Origin of the sequence: Agrobacterium sp. D14 (assembly GCF_001526505.1) — a bacterium.
GTDB classification, from domain to species: domain Bacteria; phylum Pseudomonadota; class Alphaproteobacteria; order Rhizobiales; family Rhizobiaceae; genus Agrobacterium; species Agrobacterium leguminum.
The window spans coordinates 246,496-265,765 of sequence record NZ_ASXX01000052.1; the positions used below are offsets into that span (position 1 = coordinate 246,496).

Here is a 19,270-nt window from a genome sequence, read left to right on the forward strand (position 1 = left end):
AAGGAGAAACACCATGCCCATGAAACCCGGCGACATTGAAGACATGATTAAGGCGGGAATTCCCGGGGCAAAGGTCACGATCCGCGATCTGGCCGGTGATGGCGATCATTACGCGGCGGAAGTCGTTGCGGAAGCATTCAAGGGCAAGACCCGCGTGCAGCAGCACCAGATGGTCTATGACGCGCTGAAGGGCAATATGGGCGGCGTTCTGCATGCCCTTGCCCTGCAGACCTCGGCTCCCGAATGATTGCGCCCGTGAAAGCGGTTCCGGCAACAGACCGTCTCTGTCCCGCCTGCGGCAGAGCGTGAAACCTGCGGAATAAATCAAGGCCCGCGTGATACTCTCACGCGGGCCTTTTTCATGTCCGGCCGAATGGGTCGTCGCCGCTTACAAGGCGGGCGGCGTCTGCGAATCCAGAGCAGCGAAGGAGGCGGCAGGCAAAGGCCCCGCCGTCAGCAGGGTAAAATCGTAACCGGATCTGCGATCCGGCCCCAGCACATATTGCCGGTGCATGCGCAGGAAGTTGCGCTTGTTCTTCTTATAACGGTCCGGCGAGAGCGAATGCTTGAAACGGATCGGTACGATCTTCGGCTGCGGCGCATCCCTGTGACCGGTCAGGCCCACGGTATTGCACCGGTAGAGATGAATCGGATCGGTCAGGCACTGGATATCGAACCATGTCACCTCCGGGTGACGAGCGATCGTGCCGACGCTTTGGCGAAGCCTGTCCGCACTCGACAGGAACGCACATTGCAGCGCCGCCCCGCCCAAGGTCGCAAAGGACAGTTTCCGGCCATCCAGCGCATCCGGCTTCAGTTCCAGCACACGGCCGATCACGGCGAGCGCAAGGCTGGCGCCCATGCTGTGGGACACCACCAGAACCTCGTCCGAAGGCTGCTCCAGCGCCGTCAGAACAAGTGCTGCCCTCTCCTCGATCCAGTCACGGGCAATCGGCTCATCGCGGCCGACTGCGAGCGCGAACCGCCAGTCCGCATAAAGATGCAGGGTGTGAAACCGCTCCGCAAACGGCAGGAAAGCCTTCACGAAAAACAGCGCGGCGGCGGGAAGGCTGATCGCCAAGAGCCAGAGAGGTAAAGCGAAAATTAAGGGCGACAGGGCAATAGCCGCCGCAAGGGCACCGCCGACAAGCATCAGCAGGAACGGAAAGATGAAGAACAGCCCAAAACGCCAGGCGTGGCGGAAGTAACGCGCTGCACCGCCCTCGGCGATGATGCCGGCTCCGGCCTTGAAACCGAGCCAGATCTGCCGCCAGACGGGCGCATCGCGCAATTGCGATATCACCGCATTATGGTCGTAAACGAAAATGTCGGAGCGCGTCCGCCAGTCGCCCGCCGAGGCCTCCACCGTGAATGTTTCGCCCCCGGGCGCATTCTCCAGCGGCCCCACGGCATAATCGACATCCCATGTCTTGCCGGCCAACGCCGCCGCCCGCTGATAACGCAGATGATGGGCGGCCGCATCGAGCGGATCGAAACCGGGGAAATAAAGAACAAGTCGTGACTTGACGGCTGGCATGCATGAACCTTCGGCCGGAGCATTTCCAGTAAAAGCGCAATCGCTTTTACGTTAAGACAATGCGTAAAAACAAAGAGATAGTGCGCTTTTGCGTTTCGGAGAAAAGCAAAACCGCGCTAGAGACACCCGAAAGGATCGCTTGATACAGCGGGCGATGCACGTATAGTAAAAATCGCGACGGAAATGTGATTTATTTATCGGTGAGGGAAATTTGTCTGGCATCGTCGATCAAGTACTCAACGGCGTCGTCAAGGGCGCACTGTCTGAAATCCTCACCAAGACCGGTATCCGCAAGACCCGCCGCGCGCGCCGGACGAAAAGCACCGGCTCGCTTGCCGGCGGCATTGTCGGATCCGTCCTCGAAGCCGCACTCAACGCCGCCGTCAAACCCAAGCCAGCCAAGAAGCAGGTGAGCAAAAGGCGCACAGCCGCCGCCCGCAGCAGACAACGATATCGATGATGTATCGCCTCCCCCTGCTTCCCGCCTTTTTACTACTGGCGATTTCGGGGCCGTTACAAGGTGCCGCAGAGGTTAAGAGCAGAAAAGAGATCAAGATCGGCTTCGTCGTGGAGCTTGATGGTGCTGATCGGATATCCGGCACAGCCTTCTGCAAAACCGGCAACACCTGCCGCCTGGTAGACCAGAAAAGTCCAAAGTTAATTCTCGATATTGAAGTGAACAGTTTCTATAGCGAAATGGAGATTGACTGTGAGGACGATTGCTCGTTGCCGAGCGGCATGCGAGCCATAACGTTCGATAACACTCGCGAATTCGATATTTGGGAAGGCGAAACAGGTGTATTGATACGATCAGTCTTCAGACGGTGGGAGCGGATAGGAAAAATAGTTCTCGACTTTTCTTACCCGAAGAGAACGACGCGCTGGTAGCCGGAGTTTCGACCCGCAATCAGCGATGCCACACCCGCAGTTTTTTACGCTTTCCGGGTGGAAATCGCGCCACGACATGTTATCTAGGAACAAACAGAAAGCAGCGGCCTTGAACCGCATGTGAAAGGAATAGGCCTATGAGCGGCATTCACGACATGATCGACAGCGAAGTGAAGAGCAACGACATCGTTCTTTTCATGAAGGGCACCCCGCAATTTCCGCAGTGCGGTTTTTCCGGCCAGGTGGTACAGATCCTCGATTATCTCGGCGTCGACTACAAGGGCATCAACGTGCTTGCCGATGCAGATATCCGCCAGGGCATCAAGGACTACTCCAACTGGCCGACCATCCCGCAGCTCTACGTCAAGGGCGAATTCGTCGGCGGCTGTGACATCGTAAGAGAGATGTTCCAGTCCGGCGAACTTCAAAACCACTTCCAAGAACAGGGTATCAGCGTCCGCGGCGCGGCCTGATTTCGGCCGGTTCATCCGGCCCACCCTGATTGTCAGAAATTTATGCCAGGCGTTGCTTCATGCAACGCCTTTGCCGTTCTTTTTGGGGCAATCCTGTGACAAATCTTTCACAATCCACCGCTTCGCGCGCAGGCTCGATGGGGCGCACGGAATTCATCGCGCTTGCCGCGATGCTGATGGCGCTGAACGCGCTCGCCATCGACATCATGCTGCCCGGTCTTCAGGAAATCGGTGCCTCGCTCGGCGTCGAGAACGAAAACCACCGCCAATATGTGATTTCCGCCTATCTTCTCGGCTTCGGCATCGCCCAGCTTCTGTACGGACCGATTTCGGACCGTTTCGGACGCCGCAAGCCGATGTTCGTCGGGCTTGCCATCTACATCGTTTCAGCCATCGCCGTGGTCTTCGTACCGTCCTTCTCAGGGCTGCTGATGCTGCGCTTCATTCAGGGCATCGGTTCGGCGGCAACGCGTGTCATCACGGTCTCCATCGTGCGTGACATCTATGGTGGACGGCAGATGGCGGAAGTCATGTCGCTGATCATGATGGTCTTCATGGTCGTACCGGTCATTGCGCCCGGCACCGGCCAGATCGTGCTGTTTTTCGGTGACTGGCACCTGATCTTCGCTTTCATGGCCGCCATTGCCGCCGTGGTGACGGCCTGGATGTATTTCCGCCTGCCGGAAACCCTGCATCCGGACGATGTCCGCCCCTTGACCGTAAGCTCCATCCTCGGCGGTTTCAAGATCGTGCTCACCAACCGTATCGCGCTCTGCTATACGCTCTCCAGCACCTTCATCTTCGGGGCGCTGTTCGGCTTCATCAACTCGGTCGAACAGGTCTATAAGGGCATTTACGGGCTCGGCGCATGGTTTGCGGCGGCCTTTGCGGGCGTGGCGCTGTTCATGGCCTTCTCGTCCTTCGTCAATGCAAGGCTGGTCGGCCGGTTCGGCATGCGCAAGCTGTCACACGGCTCACTGCTCGGCTTCATCGCCATCACCTTCGTCTGGCTGCTGGTGCAGGTGCTGGGGCCGGAACCGATGCCCTTCGCCATCTTCATCGTGTTCTTTGCGCTCGCCATGTTCCAGTTCGGCTGGATCGGTTCGAACTTCAACTCGCTCGCCATGGAGCCGCTCGGCCACGTCGCCGGCACCGCATCCTCCGTCATGGGCTTCATGGGAACCGTCGGCGGCTCGCTGATCGGCGCGGCCATCGGCCAGTCTTTCGACGGAACGGCGCTGCCCATGGTGGCGGGCTTCTTCGCCGTCTCCATCGTCGGCCTCATCTTCGTGCTGATCGGTGAAAAGGGCGTGCTGTTTCAGGCGCATAACAAGCCGACCCGCTGAGGGACGATGGAAAAATGAAAGGGCGCGGAATTCTGTTCCGCGCCCTTTTTATTGATTGACGGTTCAATTCATCCAATGTCACTCCGGACTCAAACCGTAAAAATCTTCTCCCGCAGCAGTTCCCACGTCTCCTGATCCGGCGCGAGCAGCAGCCCGCCATCCAAATGGCTCGGCAGATAGGGCGAGCCGTCGAGGCGCGCCGCATAGGCGCCCGCTTCCTGCGACAGCAGCGTGCCGGCCAGATGGTCCCAGGGCATCAGCTTGTTATACATCAGGAAATGCATGTGGCCGCCGCAGAACAGGCGGTATTCATGCGCCGCGCAGCGATAGCTGGTGAAGAGCCGCACATCGGCGAGGTTCGTCAGGATCTTGCGCCGTGTCTCCACGTCGAAATAGCCGGTATTGGCGATACCGACCATCTGCGACAATTCCGGGGCCGGCACGACCGACATCTCGGTCTGCGAACCGTCGGCGCTGCAAAGCCACGCGCCGGAACCCTTTTCGGCAATCGCCCAGTCATTGCCCATCGGATCGAAGATCAGGCCGGCAACGGTCTCGCCCTTGGAGATGACGCTCATCATCACGCCGAAAAGCGGCAGGCCGGAAGCGAAATTATAGGTGCCGTCGATGGGATCGACCACCACGGCAAGATCGGCATCGGCAAGCTTGCCGAGCAGCGAGGCATCCGCCGCCACCGCCTCTTCGCCGATGAACAGTGCATCCGGCATAATGTCCTGCACACGCGCACGGATCAGCCGTTCGGCGGCCTCGTCGGCTTCGGTGACGAGGTCTATCGCCTCGGTCTTGATCCGCACATCGCCTTCGCCCAGATTGCGGAACCGCGGCAGGATTTCCACTGCCGCCGCCTCCTGAAGCGCATTGGCAAGAGAGGCGATGTCGAGTTCGAGAGCCATGGGCGATATCCTTCTATTTGAGCGCGATGTTATAAGGCGACGATTTCCCGTCGCAGCATCTTCCAACTTTCCTTGTCGGGAGCGGACAGAATGCCGCCCTCCGTTTGCCCCGGCCGATAGGGCGTATTGTCGAAACGGGCCGTGTAACCGCCCGCCTCCTGATGAATGAGCACGCCGGCGAGATGATCCCACGGCATCAGCTTTTCATGGCCGATGAAATGCAGCTTGCCGGCCGAGGCGAGCCAATATTCATGTGCCGAGCAGTTGAGCGACAGCGCCATCTTGATCTTGGCCATATTGGCGGCAATCACCGGCCGGCGATCCTGATGGCTGTGGCCCCAGGAAAAGATGCCGACCATATCGGACAATGGCGCGGGATCGGCAACCCTTAGCTTCGCCTGCGAACCGTTCCTGCGGTTGAGAAACGCGCCCTCGCCTTTCAGGGCAACGATAGTATCGCCCATCACCGGATCGTGGATGATGCCCGCCACCGTCTCGCCCCTGACGGTGACCGCAAGCAGCGTGCCGAAAGCGGGAAAACCGGAAGCGTAATTGAACGTGCCGTCGATGGGGTCGATCACGAAGGCAAGCGGCGCATCGGCAAGTGCCGGAATGACGGATTGGTCCGCCTCATAGGCCTCTTCGCCGACGATATGGGCCTTCGGAAATCGCTGAAGGAGAGCAGCGGTGATCGCCTTTTCCGCCAGAACATCGGCCTCGGTGACCAGATCGACGGCGGAGGTCTTTTCGGAGATCGCACCGGCGCTCAGGTTTCGGAAGCGGGGAAGAATTTCATTCGCGCCGGCAGCGGCAACGGTGGAAACGAGGAAGTCGATATCTTTGTCGGAAAGGGTCATCGGGCGGGGCACTTCTTCATAAGGGGGAGTTGGCCTCCCTACGCTCTTCAGGTGACGCCCCGGTGACAGAAAGCGCCGAAAAATCAAAAAGCTTGGGATCGAGCAGATGCGACGGATTGACATGGGCAAGCGCCCTCAGCATCACGTCCTTGCGGCCGGGCATACGCCGTTCGATGTCGGCCAGCATCTCCTTCATGGCATTGCGCTGAAGCCCGTCCTGCGAGCCGCAGAGGTCGCAGGGAATGATCGGGAATTCCATCGCCGCCGCAAATTTCGCCATATCCTCTTCGGCGCAATAGGCAAGCGGGCGCATGACCATCAGGTCACCCTCGTCATTCAAAAGCTTCGCCGGCATTCCGGCCAGCCGGCCGCCGTGGAAGAAGTTCATGAAGAAGGTTTCGAGAATATCCTCGCGATGATGGCCAAGCAGCAGCGCGTCACAACCCTCCTCCCGCGCAATGCGGTAGAGATTGCCGCGCCGGAGCCGCGAACAGAGCGAACAGTAAGTGCCACCGGACGGCACCTTTTCCTTCACCACGGAATAGGTGTCGCGATATTCGATGCGATGGGGCACACCGATCTTCGCCAGATACTCCGGCAACACGTGTTTGGGAAAATTCGGCTGGCCCTGATCGAGATTGCAGGCCACCAGTTCAACCGGCAAAAGGCCGCGCCACTTCAGATCGAGCAGCAGCGCCAGCAGCCCATAGCTGTCCTTGCCGCCGGAAAGGCCGACAAGCCAGCGCTTCTGGCCCTTTAACATGCCGAAATCTTCAAAGGCTTGGCGCACATTGCGCAACAGGCGCTTGCGCAGCTTGTTGAAGGAAACCGACCGCGGTGCATTGTCGAACAGGGGATGCGAGCTGCCGTTCTCTTCGGACGGATCCTGATCTGCGCCGATGTGGTCGGCCCCGGCCTGATCTACAAAGTCATCGATCTTGGTGAGAATGTTCATCATCAGCTCGCTCCGGCACGACTGCCGTTCTTAGAGTTTTTTCGCTTTTCTTCGAATCGCGAAAACACTCTAACTCTTTGTTTTTGCGCATTTCCGGACGGAAAACCGGGTTCCACTTTTCCTGGAAATGCTCTAATGCAGGCAATGCCCCCATCCGCCGGCAATATCAAGCCCCGAATACCGACCAGCCGGTTTTCGTCGCCAGCATTTCCAGCGCCTGTGACCCGAGCGCCGAGTTGCCGACCTTGTTGAGACCCGGCGACCAGACCGCAATCGACGCGTTGCCTGGCGCCACCGCCAGGATGCCGCCGCCCACACCGCTCTTGCCCGGCAGGCCGACATGATAGGCGAAATCACCCGATCCGTCATAATGGCCGCAGGTCAGCATCAGCGCATTGATGCGCCGCGCTCGCCTGTCCGACACAACCGTATGCCCCGTCAGCGGATTGCGGCCGCGATTGGCGAGAAAAAGGCCAGCGCGGGAAAGCTGAGCACAGGTCATGGACAGCGCGCACTGATGGAAATAAACGCCGAGCGTATATTCCACGGGATGGTGCAGATTGCCGAATGAGCGCATGAAATTGGCGAGCGCGAAATTGCGGAACCCCGTCGCCTGCTCGGATTTCGCCACCGTGTCATCAATGCTGATCGTATCGTCATCGGCGAGGTAACGTACGAAACGCAGAAGTTCCCCGATAGCCTCACGCGGCTGATGGCCGGCAAGCACGATATCGGTGACCACGATAGCGCCGGCATTGACGAAGGGATTGCGTGGGATGCCGTGCTCATGCTCCAGCTGGACGATGGAATTGAAGGAAGAGCCCGAAGGTTCGCGCCCTACCCGGTTCCACACCGTTTCACCCGCCTTGCCGAGCGCCAGCGTCAGCATGAAGACCTTGGAGATGCTCTGGATCGAAAATGGCGTCAGCGCATTGCCGGCCGTATAGGTGGTTCCGTCGACGGTGGTGATGGCGATGCCGAACTGGTTGGGATCGACCTTGGCAAGTTCGGGAATGTAATCCGCAACCTTCCCCTCGCCGAGCCTCGGCGCCATGCTGTCATAGATGGAATCGACGATCGCCTGAATATCCTGCATGCAAAGCCTTCCCCGCAAACAAAAAAGCCGCCCCGAAGGGCGGCTTCCTGAATACTGAAACGCGTCGATTAACGCGAGTAGAATTCGACGACCAGATGCGGTTCCATGACGACCGGGTACGGCACGTCGGAGAGAGCCGGAACGCGGGCGTAGGTCGCAACCATCTTGTTGTGGTCAACTTCGATGTAGTCCGGAACGTCGCGCTCAGCGAGCTGAACGGCTTCCAGAACGGTTACGAGCTGCTTGGACTTCTGGCGAACTTCGATAACGTCGCCCGGCTTGCAGCGGTAAGAACCGATGTTGACGCGAACGCCGTTAACCGTGACGTGGCCATGGTTGATGAACTGACGCGATGCGAAAACGGTCGGAACGAACTTGGCGCGGTAGACGATGGCGTCCAGACGCGACTCGAGCAGGCCGATGAGGTTTTCGGAGGTGTCACCCTTGCGACGGTTTGCTTCGTCGAAGGTGGCGCGGAACTGCTTTTCGCGCAGTTCGCCGTAGTAGCCCTTGAGCTTCTGCTTGGCGCGCAGCTGCGTGCCGAAGTCGCTCATCTTGCCCTTGCGGCGCTGGCCGTGCTGGCCCGGGCCGTATTCGCGGCGGTTAACCGGGGACTTCGGACGGCCCCAGATGTTTTCGCCCATGCGGCGGTCGATTTTGTACTTAGCCGATTCGCGCTTGCTCATCGTATTTCCTTCTCAAAAGGTTATGCCGGTTTGTTGCCAAACCGGTTCAAGGAAACACGCCCTCCTCTGAAGCCCGTTTCAGGGCCTCTGACAGGCTTCTCACATGCAAATGGAGAAACCACGGGACATGTCGGTGATATTGACCGCCGAACGTCAGCTATTACACTGCAAGGCAGTCAACAAAACACACCGGACATCACTGCCCGGCGTTGGGGCGGCTTCTAAACACGTTTTACAAATTTGTCAAACAACGCCTGCCGCTTTTTTTCTCGATCCTGCCCTTGAAAAGCCTGAGCGCCCACCCATCTCTCCATCGTGATCAGAACTCGGGCCCCTCTGGCGTGTTACCGGACAACACGTGATGTCGAGTTTCTTTAGGTTGGGGCCCACGTATATTCTTCACGCACGTTCCCCATCCGCAAAGCCAACCTCGTCCGGCTAAAGGTTGACTGATGGAATTTCTCCTGACGGATTTTCTCGGCACCCCCACATGGATGTGGGCTGTCTTCATTTCTCTCGTACTCGGCCTGCTCGCGCTCGATCTCGGCGTGCTGCACAAAAACTCCAAGGAAATCGGCGTTCGTGAAAGCCTGCTGATGTCGGGCTTTTATATCGCCATCGGCTTAGCCTTCGGCGGCTGGATCTGGTACCAGTCCGGCGAACAGTCGGCGATGGAATATGTCACCGGCTTCGTGGTCGAAAAAAGCCTGGCGATGGATAATATCTTCATCATCGCCATGATCTTCTCCTATTTCGCCATTCCCCGCCAATATCAGCACCGCGTGCTGCTCTGGGGCATCCTCGGCGTCATCGTCCTGCGCGGCATCATGATCGCCGGTGGCGCGGCCATCGTCGAAAACTTCCACTGGGTGCTTTATCTCTTCGCGGCCTTCCTCGTCTTCACCGGCCTCAAGATGCTGTTCTCGTCCGACCATGACGAATCGGATATCGGCAATAACCGCATCCTGAAGTTCCTGCGCAGTCACCTTCCGGTGACAAACAGGCTGCATGGCGAGAAATTCTTCGTCAAGGAAACCGATGAGACCACCGGCAAACTCAAGACCTTCGTGACGCCGCTCTTCCTGGCGCTCATCATGGTCGAAATCGCCGACCTGATCTTCGCAGTCGATTCGATCCCGGCAATCTTCGCGATCACCACCGATCCGTTTATCGTCTACACCTCGAACATCTTCGCGATCCTCGGCCTGCGCGCCCTTTACTTTGCGCTCGCCGCCCTAATCCACCGCTTCACTTATCTGAAATATGCGCTGGCTGCGGTTCTGGTCTTCGTCGGTTCGAAGATTTTCGTCGCCGACATGCTCGGCATCGCCAAGATCCCGCCCGCCGTCTCTCTCGGCGTCACCGTCGCCATCCTCGCAACCGGCATCATCGGTTCGCTGATCGCGACGCGCAAGGAAGCAAAGGCCATCGAATAAGGCCTTGATCGAGGAGGCGGAAACGCCTCCTCAGCCTCTTTCAGAATTCCGCTGACGAATGAGGTTGCCACCGCCACATAATATACACGCCGTCACCCCGGACCTGATCCGGGGTCCAGCGCGATCAAGTCCTTGATCGCAATAGACTCGTCTCACGGCGCAGACGCGCCGTGGCTGGATGCCGGATCAAGTCCGGCATGACGGGAGGTATGTCCAACAGGCAGCTTGCCAACCTCACTCCGCCGCCAGTCTGGCATCGTCCTCTGCCGCATCCGCGTCACCCGGCGCGGTCTTCGCGTCGAGATCGGGAAACGCCACGATGCGCTTGCCGGAGAAATCGGCATGCACCACCACAAGCTCCTTCTCCTCGAAATAACCGAGCAGCCGCCGCGCGCGGCGGGCGGAATGGGTGCCGTAGGCGCGGGCGATGCGGGCATCCGACGGACAAGGCTCCTCGCCGAGAGCGGCCTTGACCAGCAGCAGGAAAACGCCCTGCAGGTCGTCGGAAACCGACGTCGACAGTTCCAGCGCCTTTTCCCAGCCTTCGCTGGCCGCCATCGCCGCATCCACGCCGGAGCGGGCAATTGCCACCTGCCGGCGGAATTCCGGCAGCGTCATCGGCGTGCCGGGAATACGGCGCATGCGGGCGCGCACCAGAAAATCCTGATAAAGCACGGCATCGGTCCGATAGGCCGATTGCGGATCGTCGAGAATTTCGACGAGAACCGCAGCGATTTTCTCTTCACGCTCCTCCGGCGTCATCTCCGGCTGGCCGCTTCGCGGCTGCTCGGGTGAAGGACCGACGGCAGCAGGCGTGGAACGGGAGAGTTCGGCCAGAATATCCGTGGTCGGGCGTGGTGCTGGCGGTGTGCGGCGCACGGCAGGCCGGGTAAACTCTTCCGGATCCGGCGTGAAAATCAGGTCCTCGACATCTTGAGGCGCATCCGGCAGCGGCATCAGCTTCGGCGAGGAGGAACGCGCCGAGGTTTCCACCGGGCCGATGACGATGGGCAGCGGCCGGCGCGACAGCGCCGGGCCGAGCGCCACGAAATTGCCGCGCTGCAAATCGCGGAACATTTCCGCCTGCCGCCGGTCCATGCCGAGCAGGTCGGCCGCGCGCGCCATGTCGATATCGAGGAAGGTGCGGCCCATCAGGAAGTTGGAGGCTTCCGCCGCCACATTCTTGGCAAGCTTGGCAAGACGCTGCGTGGCGATGACGCCGGCGAGGCCGCGTTTACGGCCACGGCACATGAGATTGGTCATGGCGCCGAGCGACGCCTTGCGCGCATCCTCGGTCACCTCACCGCCGACGGAGGGCGCAAACATCTGCGCCTCATCCACCACGACAAGCACCGGATACCAGAATTCACGATCCGCATCGAACATGCCGTTGAGGAAGGCGGCGGCGGCCCGCATCTGCTGTTCGATATCGAGGCCTTCCAGCGTCAGCACACAGGAGACGCGGTGCTGGCGAATGCGGTTGGCAATGCCGGCAAGCTCCGCTTCGGTACGCTCGCCATCCACCACCACATGACCGAACTTGTCGGAAAGCGTGACGAAATCGCCTTCGGGATCGATGATGACCTGCTGCACCCATTGCGCCGATTGCTCGAGCAGCCGGCGCAGAAGATGCGACTTGCCGGAACCGGAATTGCCCTGCACCAGCAAACGCGTCGCAAGCAATTCCTCGATATCGAGCTTGGCCTGCTGCCCGCCCGATAGGGTTCCCATGTCGATGCCGACCTGCAATGTTCCATTCCTCGTGCTGCATGTCATCCGGCCGATTCCCCTGGCGGCGGCCGAACATGCTCTTTACCAAAAAATCGCCGGTTGCGTCTGCCGCATGCGGGTAATGCACAGGCAATTACGCCGCATCTATGCAGCCCCGGACGATACCCGCAAAAATGAAAGCCGCCTGCCGAACACATTCAGCATCAGTCCGATGATGACCAATGCGGCACCGACCACCTCGAAGACGGTGATGTGCTCCGCAAAAGCAAAATAGGCGCTGACGAAACCGACCACCGGCACCAGCAGCGAAAAGGGCGCCACGGTTCCGGCCGGATAACGCAGAAGCAAATAACTCCAGATGCCCGCGCCCACAATGGTAGCGCCATAGGCCATATAGACCACCACGAAAGCCGTCATTGCCGTTGCGTTGGCAAGTCCCTCGGCAATCGCACCCGGCCCTTCCACCACCAGCGAAAGCGCCGCCAGCGGCAGGACCGGCACAAGGCTCGTCCAGGCAACAAAAGAAACGGCGTTCACCTGGCCGATACGCCGGTTAACGATATTGCCGCAGGCCCAGGCAATCGCCGAACCGATGCCCATCAGAAGCGGCACGAGAGCCGCAGCCGTCATGCGCTCCACGCCGATCACCGCAAGCCCGCTGAAAGCGATGACCGCACCGACGACTTGCGAAGGCAAAGGCCGCTCGCCGAGAAACAGCACGGCAAGCGCCAGCGTGAAAAAAGCCTGAGACTGCATGACCAGCGACGCAAGCCCGGCAGGCAGACCGAGCTTGATGGCCGGATAAAGCAGGCCGAACTGAACGAAACCCATGGCCATGCCGTATACGATCATGTGCCGCCACGGCACATTCGGTTTCGGCAGAAAGAATACCAGAGGCACGGCCGCACAGAGATAACGCAGCGCCGTCAGGAACAGGGGCGGCATGTCCGCGACCCCGATCTTGATGGCAACGAAGTTGAAGCCCCACAAAAACACGGTGATCAGGGCGAGAAATATATGCGGCAATGCCATTTTGTTATGTCCGAATTTCAGGCGATCGACACCTCAGATGTTTGAGGGGCTTTACGCCGAAACCGCCCTCTTCCAGCCGAAGGCAACGAGACCGGCGCCGATCAGGAGACCGCCGCCCGTGCGGTTGACGATGCGCTGAACCTTCGGTTTGCGGATCGTATTGCGGGCAGCGCTTGCCAGAAGTCCATAAAGCGCCGCATTCAGCGTGGCAAGCACCAGGAATGTGACTTCAAAAATCAGCACCTGCGGCCAGAAGGGCAATGTCGGCACCAGAAACTGCGGCAGGAAGGCCACGAAGAACACGATGCTCTTCGGGTTCAGCGCGGTGACGATATAGGCATGCAGGAAGATTTTGAGCGGCCTTTCGCGGCCGGTCACGCCCGTCCCTTCCGCACCCTCGCCGCTGACCGGCGAACGCCACAGCTTGATGCCGAGATAGATGAGGTAAGCCGCACCGATCCATTTCAGCCCGGTGAAAAGCGCCGCCGATGTGGCAAGCAGCGCGCCGAGACCGAGCATGGAAGCCGTCATCGCGGTGAAATCACCGAGCGCCACGCCCGTCACCGTCGCCGTGCTGGCCTTGCGGCCATGGCCCAGCGCATAAGAAATCACCAGCAGGATCGTCGGTCCCGGAATGGCAAGCATGATGGCGGATGCGGCCACGAAGGCCAGCCAGTTCTCCAGCGGCATGATGAATCTCCTTTGTCCCTAGTCTCGAGCAAGCCACGGAAAACGCTCCGCATCAAGCCGGATTTTTCGCAGATCGCGCCGCGGCCGCTTGCATTTCGTGGTTTGTCAGAGGTCGTAATTCGACGACGAAGCCTCCCCGACATTTTTTTGCCGGAGAGGCCTTTGCCAATCAAAACCGGGGCGCCCAGTGAGGGACCTCCCAATCCCGCCGCCGCTTCACCCGCGACGGGTCAAGGCCGATATCGACCAGAAGGCGCTCTGGCAGATCGGCAGGATCGGTCGGCGGTGCACGCGGCACCAGTGCGGCAATGAGAACCGCTTTGAGGGTTTTCCAGACACCGAATGTGACGAACAAGCGATCGACCGCATCCGGCAGCGCATATGCTACCAATGGTTGATTTTTCTGCATGGGAAATCCATCCCGGCGCGGCAAAGCGGCCAGGTCCTTTATCGATGGAAAACGACATGCCGGAAGCGCGGACGCAGCAGCAAGGGCCACGCGGACGCACGATCACATGTCGAACGAAGTGAAAATGCCAAACGGCAAGGAAATCAGGCCATAAGCCTTATCGGAGGGAGATGCCTCGGGTCACATAACCGCCGATAATCATGCCGGAAAGGCCTGACATGCCGTTAAGGCGCATATTGATGTCATTGGTCATTCCACGCCTCCATTTATAGCGGTTACAGACAAGATGCATCTTACACAAGAAATCCGGCGCGACAAGTGGTCGCAATCTCGAATTGCAAAAGACGGATAAAACAGATGCAAAAATACAACAGGCGTTCAGGCCGCCGAAACGCTGAGACCGAAACCCTGCATCAGCCGCCGGGTGGCGAAATCCGGCTTGCCGGAGGTGAAGACCGCAAAATCGAAACCATCCGGATGCTCCGCATCCTGCGGCAGCGGCACGAGGTGGCGCGCGCGCCGCGCAATCGCCTCGGCGGGGTCGAGCCAATCCACCGGCCATGGCGCCAGCCTGCGAAACAGATTGGCCATGAAGGGGTAATGGGTGCAGGCAAGAACGACGATATCCGTGCGTTTTCCCTCGCTGTCGATGAAGCAGGGTTCGATTTCGGCAAGCACAGCCTCATCCGAAACCGGCTCGCCCCTGATCCAGCTTTCCGCCATGCGCGCCAGGTTTTCCGAGCCGACGAGGCGGACATGGCATTGGCTGGCGAAGGACTGGATGAGATCGCGCGTATAGGCGCGCTTGACGGTGCCCGGTGTCGCCAGCACGGAAACGAGGCCCGAGCGGGTGCGCTCCGCCGCCGGCTTGATGGCGGGCACAGTGCCAACGAAGGTCATATCCGGAAATCGGGCGCGAAGATCTGCGCCAGCGAGCGTGAAGGCGGTGTTGCAGGCGATGATGCAGACTTCCGGGCTATAGTCGTCCAGCAGCTTGTCGAAGAGCGAGAGAATGCGCGCCTTCAGCGCTTCCTCCTCCCAGCCGCCATAGGGAAAACCCGCATCGTCGGCCACATAGATAAAGCCGCGCTCGGGCATCAGCACGCGCGCCTCGCGCAGCACGGTCAGCCCGCCAATGCCGGAATCGAATACCAGCACCGGTTTCAGCACATCGGCCGCCGCCTCACTCGTCTTCAGCATTCTCCCCTGCTCCCTCGGCCGACGGCCCCGCTGCCCTTCCCGCCTGCTTCGGCCATTGCCGTGGAAAGCGGTCGAGCGAATTGATCACGCCACGGAAAACGCTGATTTCCTGCTCGGAAAACCCGCGTCGCGACAGCACGGCGCGCAGATTGTCGACCATTTTCGGCTTTTTTTCAGCGGGATGAAAATAACCCCGCGCATCCAGCGCTTCCTCGATATGTTCGAACAGGCCGAAAACCTGTTCCTTGGTCGAAGGACGCTGCTCGACGGACTGGAAAAGCGTCTCTCCCAGATCGTCCATGCCGGATTTCATCCATTCATAGGACACAAAAGCACGGCCTGCGCGATATTGAGCGAGGCAAAAGCGGGATTAACCGGAAATGTCACGATCTCGTCGGCCAGCGCCACTTCCTCATTGGTCAGCCCCCAGCGCTCACGGCCGAAGAGGATACCGGTCTTTTCGCCAGCCTTGAATTTTGCCCTGAGCGTATCGGCGGCGGTGACGGGCGCACGCACCGGCTTGAAACCGTAACGCTCGCGCGCGGTCGTGGCGTAGACGAAGTTCAGGTCCTTGATCGCCTCTTCCAGCGTCTCGAATACCTTCGTGGCGTCAATGACGTGATCGGCCTTGGAGGCTGCGGCGCGCGCCTTCTCGCTCGGCCAGCCGTCACGCGGATTGACCAGACGCAATTCGGCCAGGCCGAAATTGGCCATGGCCCGCGCCACCATGCCGATATTTTCACCGAGCTGCGGTTCGACGAGAATGATCGCCGGGCCTTCCGCCACAAGTTCGAGATCGCTGTTTGTGCCTGCCATCGTCTTTTGTCCGTTTTCTTGAAAGCGCCGCATCGACTTTCACGCCGATACTGTAAAGCGCGTCTCACTGGCACAGATCGGCGCTAAAATCAAAGTTGGAGCGAGGCAATGGCGACCTTCGAGTGGATGCAGGGCCGTCACCTCAAATTCGACGTCATCCTCGGGCCTGTCCCGAGGATCCGCGCACGTCTCGTAACATCAATCCGTTGCAGATGCTCGGGACAAGCCCGAGCATGACGAACGAGAGGCTTCAACGGCCACCAACAGCCACCCTGCCCTCACTCCCCCTTGATGATCGTCGCCATTTCTTCGCGCAGCGAATCCCTGCCCTCATCGCCGACCCGGTGAATATCGCTGATGACCGGGCGGCCGTCTTCCTCGACGACGTCGAAATGCACTTCGTCAACCGTCGCCTTCATCTCCGCCTCGTCCATGCAGGCCCAGAGCTTGAACTTTGCGGTCACGTCCGTCACGCCGTCCTTCACCGCGCCCGGCGTTACGGAAACATCGGCCAGCGGGCAGCCATCCTGCGAGTTCGTCACGACATCGTAACCGAAGGGATCGCCGGTCTCGCCGCTTTCGGCCTCATAAGCCGGCTTCTTGGAGGCTTCGCGATATTGCGCGACGAAATCCTTGCTGAACAGGCTGGTCAGCATGTCCTCGTCGAAAACGTATTTCCAGTTTTCCGCCTCGCCCGACCAGTTCTTGACGGTGATATCCATCACCTTCTGGACGGGATCGGCAGGCCCGGCGGCGAGCGCGCTATGCGAAAAGAGGACGGCGGCAGTCAGAAGCAGAATATTCCGCATGATGTGATCCCGGGATAGGCCCGACAGGCGGGCGAAGCGATTCGCCTGACTGTATTCCGGCATTATGGTTTGGCAATGCGCAAAGCGTTATTGCGCTGCGCCAAAAAAGCGCCCCCCATGGCTTTGCCTCAGGCGCGCGCGATGCTATAGCCGCACCGGATATTTTTCCGGATACCGGCGCCATCCGGCGCCACAGCTTCGAAGGTGAGGAATTCATGGCAAAGATCAAGGTAGCCAATCCGGTCGTCGATCTCGACGGCGACGAAATGACCCGTATCATCTGGCAGCTCATCAAGGACAAGCTGATCCTGCCATACCTCGATCTCGACATCGAATATTACGACCTCTCGGTTGAAAACCGCGACGCCACCAACGACCAGGTTACGGTCGATGCGGCGCACGCCATCAAGAAGCATGGCGTCGGCATCAAGTGCGCGACCATCACCCCGGATGAAGCCCGCGTCGAGGAATTCGGCCTGAAGCAGATGTGGAAGAGCCCGAACGGCACGATCCGCAACATTCTGGGCGGCGTCATCTTCCGCGAGCCGATCATCTGCAAGAACGTTCCGCGCCTCGTTCCCGGCTGGACCAAGCCGATCGTCGTCGGCCGTCACGCTTTCGGCGACCAGTATAAGGCAACCGATTTCAAGTTCCCCGGCAAGGGCAAGCTGACCATCAAGTTCGTCGGTGAAGACGGCCAAGTCATCGAGAAGGACGTCTTCGACGCCCCGAGCGCCGGCGTGGCGCTTGCCATGTACAACCTCGACGAATCCATCCGCGAATTCGCCCGCGCCTCCATGAATTACGGCCTGATGCGCAAGTGGCCGGTTTACCTCTCCACGAAGAACACCATCCTCAAGGCCTATGACGGCCGCTTCAAGGATATCTTCGAAGAAGTCTACCAGACCGAATTCAAGAAGCAGTTCGACGAAATCGGCATCACCTATGAGCACCGCCTGATCGACGACATGGTTGCTTCCGCGCTGAAGTGGTCCGGCGGCTACATCTGGGCCTGCAAGAACTACGACGGCGACGTGCAGTCCGACACGGTCGCACAGGGCTTCGGCTCGCTCGGCCTGATGACCTCCGTTCTCCTGTCTCCCGATGGCCGCACGGTCGAAGCCGAAGCCGCACACGGTACGGTCACGCGCCACTACCGCCAGCACCAGAAGGGTCAGGAAACCTCGACCAACTCGATCGCTTCGATCTTCGCCTGGACCCGTGGCCTCGCCCACCGCGCCAAGCTGGACGACAATGCGGAACTGGCAAAGTTCGCGGCAACGCTCGAAACCGTCTGCGTCGACACCGTCGAAAGCGGCTACATGACCAAGGATCTGGCGCTCCTCATCGGACCGGACCAGCCCTGGCTCTCCACCACCGCCTTCCTCGACAAGATCGACGAAAACCTCAAGAAGGCAATGGCGGCTTAAGCCGGCCCACTCAGCGACTTCAAAACCCGGCCTCAGCGCCGGGTTTTCTTTTTTGTTCACAGTATCTTGATTAGCCGTTGTACTAGGCGCAGACTTCGATTCCGCGTGCTGCGGCCAGTACAACAATAAGACAAAGCTTAAACAGCATCTACTTGCACATAACTTGCCCGGCACAGTCAAACGTTCATCGGAGCATCGGCGCGATCTTAGGGAACACGCGAAGGATGTTGCGAACTTTAAAAATGCGAAGCGCAGGCGCGAAATCCGCATCGGTTTTCCCATGATGCTTCAACGATTTTGCTTGGGGAGGCAAAAGCATGAGTGAATTGATCTTCTACACCAACCCCATGTCGCGCGGACGCATCGCGCGATGGATGCTTGAGGAAGTGGGCGTTCCATACCGAACGGAAATACTGGGCTTCGAGACCTCGATGAAATCGCCCGCCTACCGGCTGATAAATCCGATGGCGAAGGTGCCCGCCATCAAGCACGGCGATACCATCGTCACCGAGGCGGCGGCGATCTGCGCCTATCTCGCCGATGCCTTTCCCGGCGCGAACCTTGCGCCCACACCCAAGGCGCGCGGGCTTTATTATCGCTGGATGTTCTTTGCCGCAGGCCCGCTGGAAATGGCGGCGAGCATGAAGGCGATGGGTTTCGAAGTGCCCAAGGAGAAGCTGCGCATGGCCGGCTGCGGCAGCTATGCGGATGTGATGAATACGCTTGAGCGGGCCGTCAGCGAAAACCGCTTCATCGCCGGCGATCTCTTCACGGCGGCGGATGTCTATGTCGGCGCCCATATCGGCTGGGGCCTGCATTTCGGCACCATCGAAAAACGCCCGGCCTTTCTCGATTACATGGCCCACCTCACCGACCGCCCGGCCTACAAGCGGGCCGCCCAGCTCGACGAGGAAGCGGCGAAGGACTTGCAGGCAACCGGATAGTACGGACCAACCGTGCCGCTA

General features: G+C 59.6%; 20 protein-coding genes and 1 pseudogene. 8 read left to right on the plus strand and 13 right to left on the minus strand.

Translation table 11 applies throughout. The features are described 5' to 3' along the window. Nucleotides 1-13 precede the first annotated feature (13 nt). Nucleotides 14-247: a BolA/IbaG family iron-sulfur metabolism protein gene (locus L901_RS22375; protein ID WP_003507909.1), complete on the plus strand. Its 234-nt coding sequence runs from the start codon at nucleotides 14-16 to the stop codon at nucleotides 245-247. A gap of 141 nt (nucleotides 248-388) precedes the next feature. Here L901_RS22375 and L901_RS22380 read toward each other — a convergent pair whose 3' ends face one another. Further along, nucleotides 389-1,537 carry a hypothetical protein gene (locus tag L901_RS22380; protein WP_059760361.1) on the minus strand — a complete coding sequence of 383 codons (1,149 nt, stop codon included), beginning with the start codon at nucleotides 1,535-1,537 and terminating at the stop codon, nucleotides 389-391. 211 nt (nucleotides 1,538-1,748) lie between these two features. Between L901_RS22380 and L901_RS22385 the strand changes: the two genes are divergently transcribed. The 4 genes from L901_RS22385 (at nucleotide 1,749) to L901_RS22400 (ending at nucleotide 4,244) form a co-directional block, all read left to right on the plus strand. Then, nucleotides 1,749-1,997: a hypothetical protein gene (locus L901_RS22385; RefSeq protein ID WP_059760363.1), complete on the plus strand. Its 249-nt coding sequence runs from the start codon at nucleotides 1,749-1,751 to the stop codon at nucleotides 1,995-1,997. Next, on the plus strand, nucleotides 1,994-2,425 hold the full coding sequence (locus L901_RS22390) for a hypothetical protein (protein WP_059760365.1): 432 nt from the start codon (nucleotides 1,994-1,996) through the stop codon (nucleotides 2,423-2,425). Before L901_RS22385 ends, L901_RS22390 begins: the two co-directional genes overlap by 4 nt. Nucleotides 2,426-2,562: 137 nt before the next feature. Then, nucleotides 2,563-2,898 carry a Grx4 family monothiol glutaredoxin gene (gene grxD / locus L901_RS22395; RefSeq protein ID WP_003520429.1) on the plus strand — a complete coding sequence of 112 codons (336 nt, stop codon included), beginning with the start codon at nucleotides 2,563-2,565 and terminating at the stop codon, nucleotides 2,896-2,898. A 137-nt stretch (nucleotides 2,899-3,035) separates the two neighbouring features. Further along, nucleotides 3,036-4,244, plus strand: a complete 1,209-nt coding sequence (locus tag L901_RS22400) for a multidrug effflux MFS transporter (protein WP_059760367.1) — start codon at nucleotides 3,036-3,038, stop codon at nucleotides 4,242-4,244. 89 nt (nucleotides 4,245-4,333) lie between these two features. On the opposite strand, the gene L901_RS22405 is transcribed toward L901_RS22400, so the two are convergent. The 5 genes from L901_RS22405 to rpsD all read right to left on the minus strand — a co-directional run bounded on the left by L901_RS22405 (nucleotide 4,334) and on the right by rpsD (nucleotide 8,752). Next, a complete protein-coding gene (locus L901_RS22405; RefSeq protein WP_059760369.1) occupies nucleotides 4,334-5,158 on the minus strand; it encodes an inositol monophosphatase family protein in 825 nt (274 codons plus the stop codon). A 29-nt stretch (nucleotides 5,159-5,187) separates the two neighbouring features. Beyond that, on the minus strand, nucleotides 5,188-6,015 hold the full coding sequence (locus L901_RS22410; RefSeq protein WP_059760371.1) for an inositol monophosphatase family protein: 828 nt from the start codon (nucleotides 6,013-6,015) through the stop codon (nucleotides 5,188-5,190). 16 nt (nucleotides 6,016-6,031) lie between these two features. After that, the gene (gene ttcA, locus L901_RS22415) at nucleotides 6,032-6,973 is read right to left on the minus strand and encodes a tRNA 2-thiocytidine(32) synthetase TtcA (protein ID WP_059760373.1); all 942 of its coding nucleotides are present in this window, start codon (nucleotides 6,971-6,973) and stop codon (nucleotides 6,032-6,034) included. 163 nt (nucleotides 6,974-7,136) lie between these two features. Then, complete coding sequence (locus tag L901_RS22420; protein WP_059760375.1) at nucleotides 7,137-8,066, minus strand: glutaminase; 930 nt, start codon at nucleotides 8,064-8,066, stop codon at nucleotides 7,137-7,139. A 68-nt stretch (nucleotides 8,067-8,134) separates the two neighbouring features. After that, nucleotides 8,135-8,752, minus strand: a complete 618-nt coding sequence (gene rpsD, locus L901_RS22425; protein WP_003520423.1) for a 30S ribosomal protein S4 — start codon at nucleotides 8,750-8,752, stop codon at nucleotides 8,135-8,137. 452 nt (nucleotides 8,753-9,204) lie between these two features. Between rpsD and L901_RS22430 the strand changes: the two genes are divergently transcribed. Further along, entirely contained in the window at nucleotides 9,205-10,188 is a 984-nt protein-coding gene (locus tag L901_RS22430) for a TerC family protein (protein ID WP_059760377.1), read from the plus strand. Between the two features lie 234 nt (nucleotides 10,189-10,422). On the opposite strand, the gene L901_RS22435 is transcribed toward L901_RS22430, so the two are convergent. The 7 genes and pseudogenes from L901_RS22435 to L901_RS22465 form a co-directional block, all read right to left on the minus strand. Then, the gene (locus L901_RS22435) at nucleotides 10,423-11,937 is read right to left on the minus strand and encodes an ATP-binding protein (protein WP_059760379.1); all 1,515 of its coding nucleotides are present in this window, start codon (nucleotides 11,935-11,937) and stop codon (nucleotides 10,423-10,425) included. A gap of 126 nt (nucleotides 11,938-12,063) precedes the next feature. Beyond that, nucleotides 12,064-12,951: an EamA family transporter gene (locus L901_RS22440; RefSeq protein ID WP_059760381.1), complete on the minus strand. Its 888-nt coding sequence runs from the start codon at nucleotides 12,949-12,951 to the stop codon at nucleotides 12,064-12,066. Between the two features lie 51 nt (nucleotides 12,952-13,002). Continuing rightward, nucleotides 13,003-13,641 (minus strand): LysE family translocator, encoded by a 639-nt coding sequence (locus tag L901_RS22445; RefSeq protein ID WP_059760383.1) that lies wholly within the window; start codon nucleotides 13,639-13,641, stop codon nucleotides 13,003-13,005. A 169-nt stretch (nucleotides 13,642-13,810) separates the two neighbouring features. Next, entirely contained in the window at nucleotides 13,811-14,050 is a 240-nt protein-coding gene (locus tag L901_RS22450; protein WP_059760384.1) for a hypothetical protein, read from the minus strand. 378 nt (nucleotides 14,051-14,428) lie between these two features. Then, nucleotides 14,429-15,250 (minus strand): glutamate racemase, encoded by an 822-nt coding sequence (gene murI / locus L901_RS22455; RefSeq protein ID WP_059760388.1) that lies wholly within the window; start codon nucleotides 15,248-15,250, stop codon nucleotides 14,429-14,431. Further along, nucleotides 15,234-16,066, minus strand: a pseudogene (locus tag L901_RS22460) (RNA methyltransferase). The gene murI and the pseudogene L901_RS22460 overlap by 17 nt, the downstream one beginning before the upstream one ends. Before the next feature lie 278 nt (nucleotides 16,067-16,344). Then, complete coding sequence (locus L901_RS22465) at nucleotides 16,345-16,875, minus strand: hypothetical protein (RefSeq protein ID WP_059760477.1); 531 nt, start codon at nucleotides 16,873-16,875, stop codon at nucleotides 16,345-16,347. Nucleotides 16,876-17,090: 215 nt separating this feature from the next. Between L901_RS22465 and L901_RS22470 the strand changes: the two genes are divergently transcribed. Together L901_RS22470 and L901_RS22475 are read left to right on the plus strand one after the other, a co-directional pair. Continuing rightward, a complete protein-coding gene (locus L901_RS22470; RefSeq protein WP_059760390.1) occupies nucleotides 17,091-18,305 on the plus strand; it encodes an NADP-dependent isocitrate dehydrogenase in 1,215 nt (404 codons plus the stop codon). Nucleotides 18,306-18,622: 317 nt separating this feature from the next. Then, a complete protein-coding gene (locus L901_RS22475) occupies nucleotides 18,623-19,249 on the plus strand; it encodes a glutathione S-transferase family protein (protein ID WP_059760392.1) in 627 nt (208 codons plus the stop codon). Nucleotides 19,250-19,270 lie beyond the last annotated feature (21 nt).

What these genes read in the sequence shown, in the direction of transcription:
- L901_RS22375 (WP_003507909.1), top strand. Translation starts at nt 14, where the DNA reads ATGCCCATGAAACCCGGCGACATTGAAGACATGATTAAGGCGGGAATT.
- L901_RS22380 (WP_059760361.1), bottom strand. Translation starts at nt 1,537, where the DNA reads ATGCCAGCCGTCAAGTCACGACTTGTTCTTTATTTCCCCGGTTTCGAT.
- L901_RS22390 (WP_059760365.1), top strand. Translation starts at nt 1,994, where the DNA reads ATGATGTATCGCCTCCCCCTGCTTCCCGCCTTTTTACTACTGGCGATT.
- grxD (WP_003520429.1), top strand. Translation starts at nt 2,563, where the DNA reads ATGAGCGGCATTCACGACATGATCGACAGCGAAGTGAAGAGCAACGAC.
- L901_RS22400 (WP_059760367.1), top strand. Translation starts at nt 3,036, where the DNA reads ATGGGGCGCACGGAATTCATCGCGCTTGCCGCGATGCTGATGGCGCTG.
- L901_RS22405 (WP_059760369.1), bottom strand. Translation starts at nt 5,158, where the DNA reads ATGGCTCTCGAACTCGACATCGCCTCTCTTGCCAATGCGCTTCAGGAG.
- L901_RS22410 (WP_059760371.1), bottom strand. Translation starts at nt 6,015, where the DNA reads ATGACCCTTTCCGACAAAGATATCGACTTCCTCGTTTCCACCGTTGCC.
- ttcA (WP_059760373.1), bottom strand. Translation starts at nt 6,973, where the DNA reads ATGATGAACATTCTCACCAAGATCGATGACTTTGTAGATCAGGCCGGG.
- L901_RS22420 (WP_059760375.1), bottom strand. Translation starts at nt 8,066, where the DNA reads ATGCAGGATATTCAGGCGATCGTCGATTCCATCTATGACAGCATGGCG.
- rpsD (WP_003520423.1), bottom strand. Translation starts at nt 8,752, where the DNA reads ATGAGCAAGCGCGAATCGGCTAAGTACAAAATCGACCGCCGCATGGGC.
- L901_RS22430 (WP_059760377.1), top strand. Translation starts at nt 9,205, where the DNA reads ATGGAATTTCTCCTGACGGATTTTCTCGGCACCCCCACATGGATGTGG.
- L901_RS22440 (WP_059760381.1), bottom strand. Translation starts at nt 12,951, where the DNA reads ATGGCATTGCCGCATATATTTCTCGCCCTGATCACCGTGTTTTTGTGG.
- L901_RS22445 (WP_059760383.1), bottom strand. Translation starts at nt 13,641, where the DNA reads ATGCCGCTGGAGAACTGGCTGGCCTTCGTGGCCGCATCCGCCATCATG.
- L901_RS22450 (WP_059760384.1), bottom strand. Translation starts at nt 14,050, where the DNA reads ATGCAGAAAAATCAACCATTGGTAGCATATGCGCTGCCGGATGCGGTC.
- murI (WP_059760388.1), bottom strand. Translation starts at nt 15,250, where the DNA reads ATGCTGAAGACGAGTGAGGCGGCGGCCGATGTGCTGAAACCGGTGCTG.
- L901_RS22465 (WP_059760477.1), bottom strand. Translation starts at nt 16,875, where the DNA reads ATGCGGAATATTCTGCTTCTGACTGCCGCCGTCCTCTTTTCGCATAGC.
- L901_RS22470 (WP_059760390.1), top strand. Translation starts at nt 17,091, where the DNA reads ATGGCAAAGATCAAGGTAGCCAATCCGGTCGTCGATCTCGACGGCGAC.
- L901_RS22475 (WP_059760392.1), top strand. Translation starts at nt 18,623, where the DNA reads ATGAGTGAATTGATCTTCTACACCAACCCCATGTCGCGCGGACGCATC.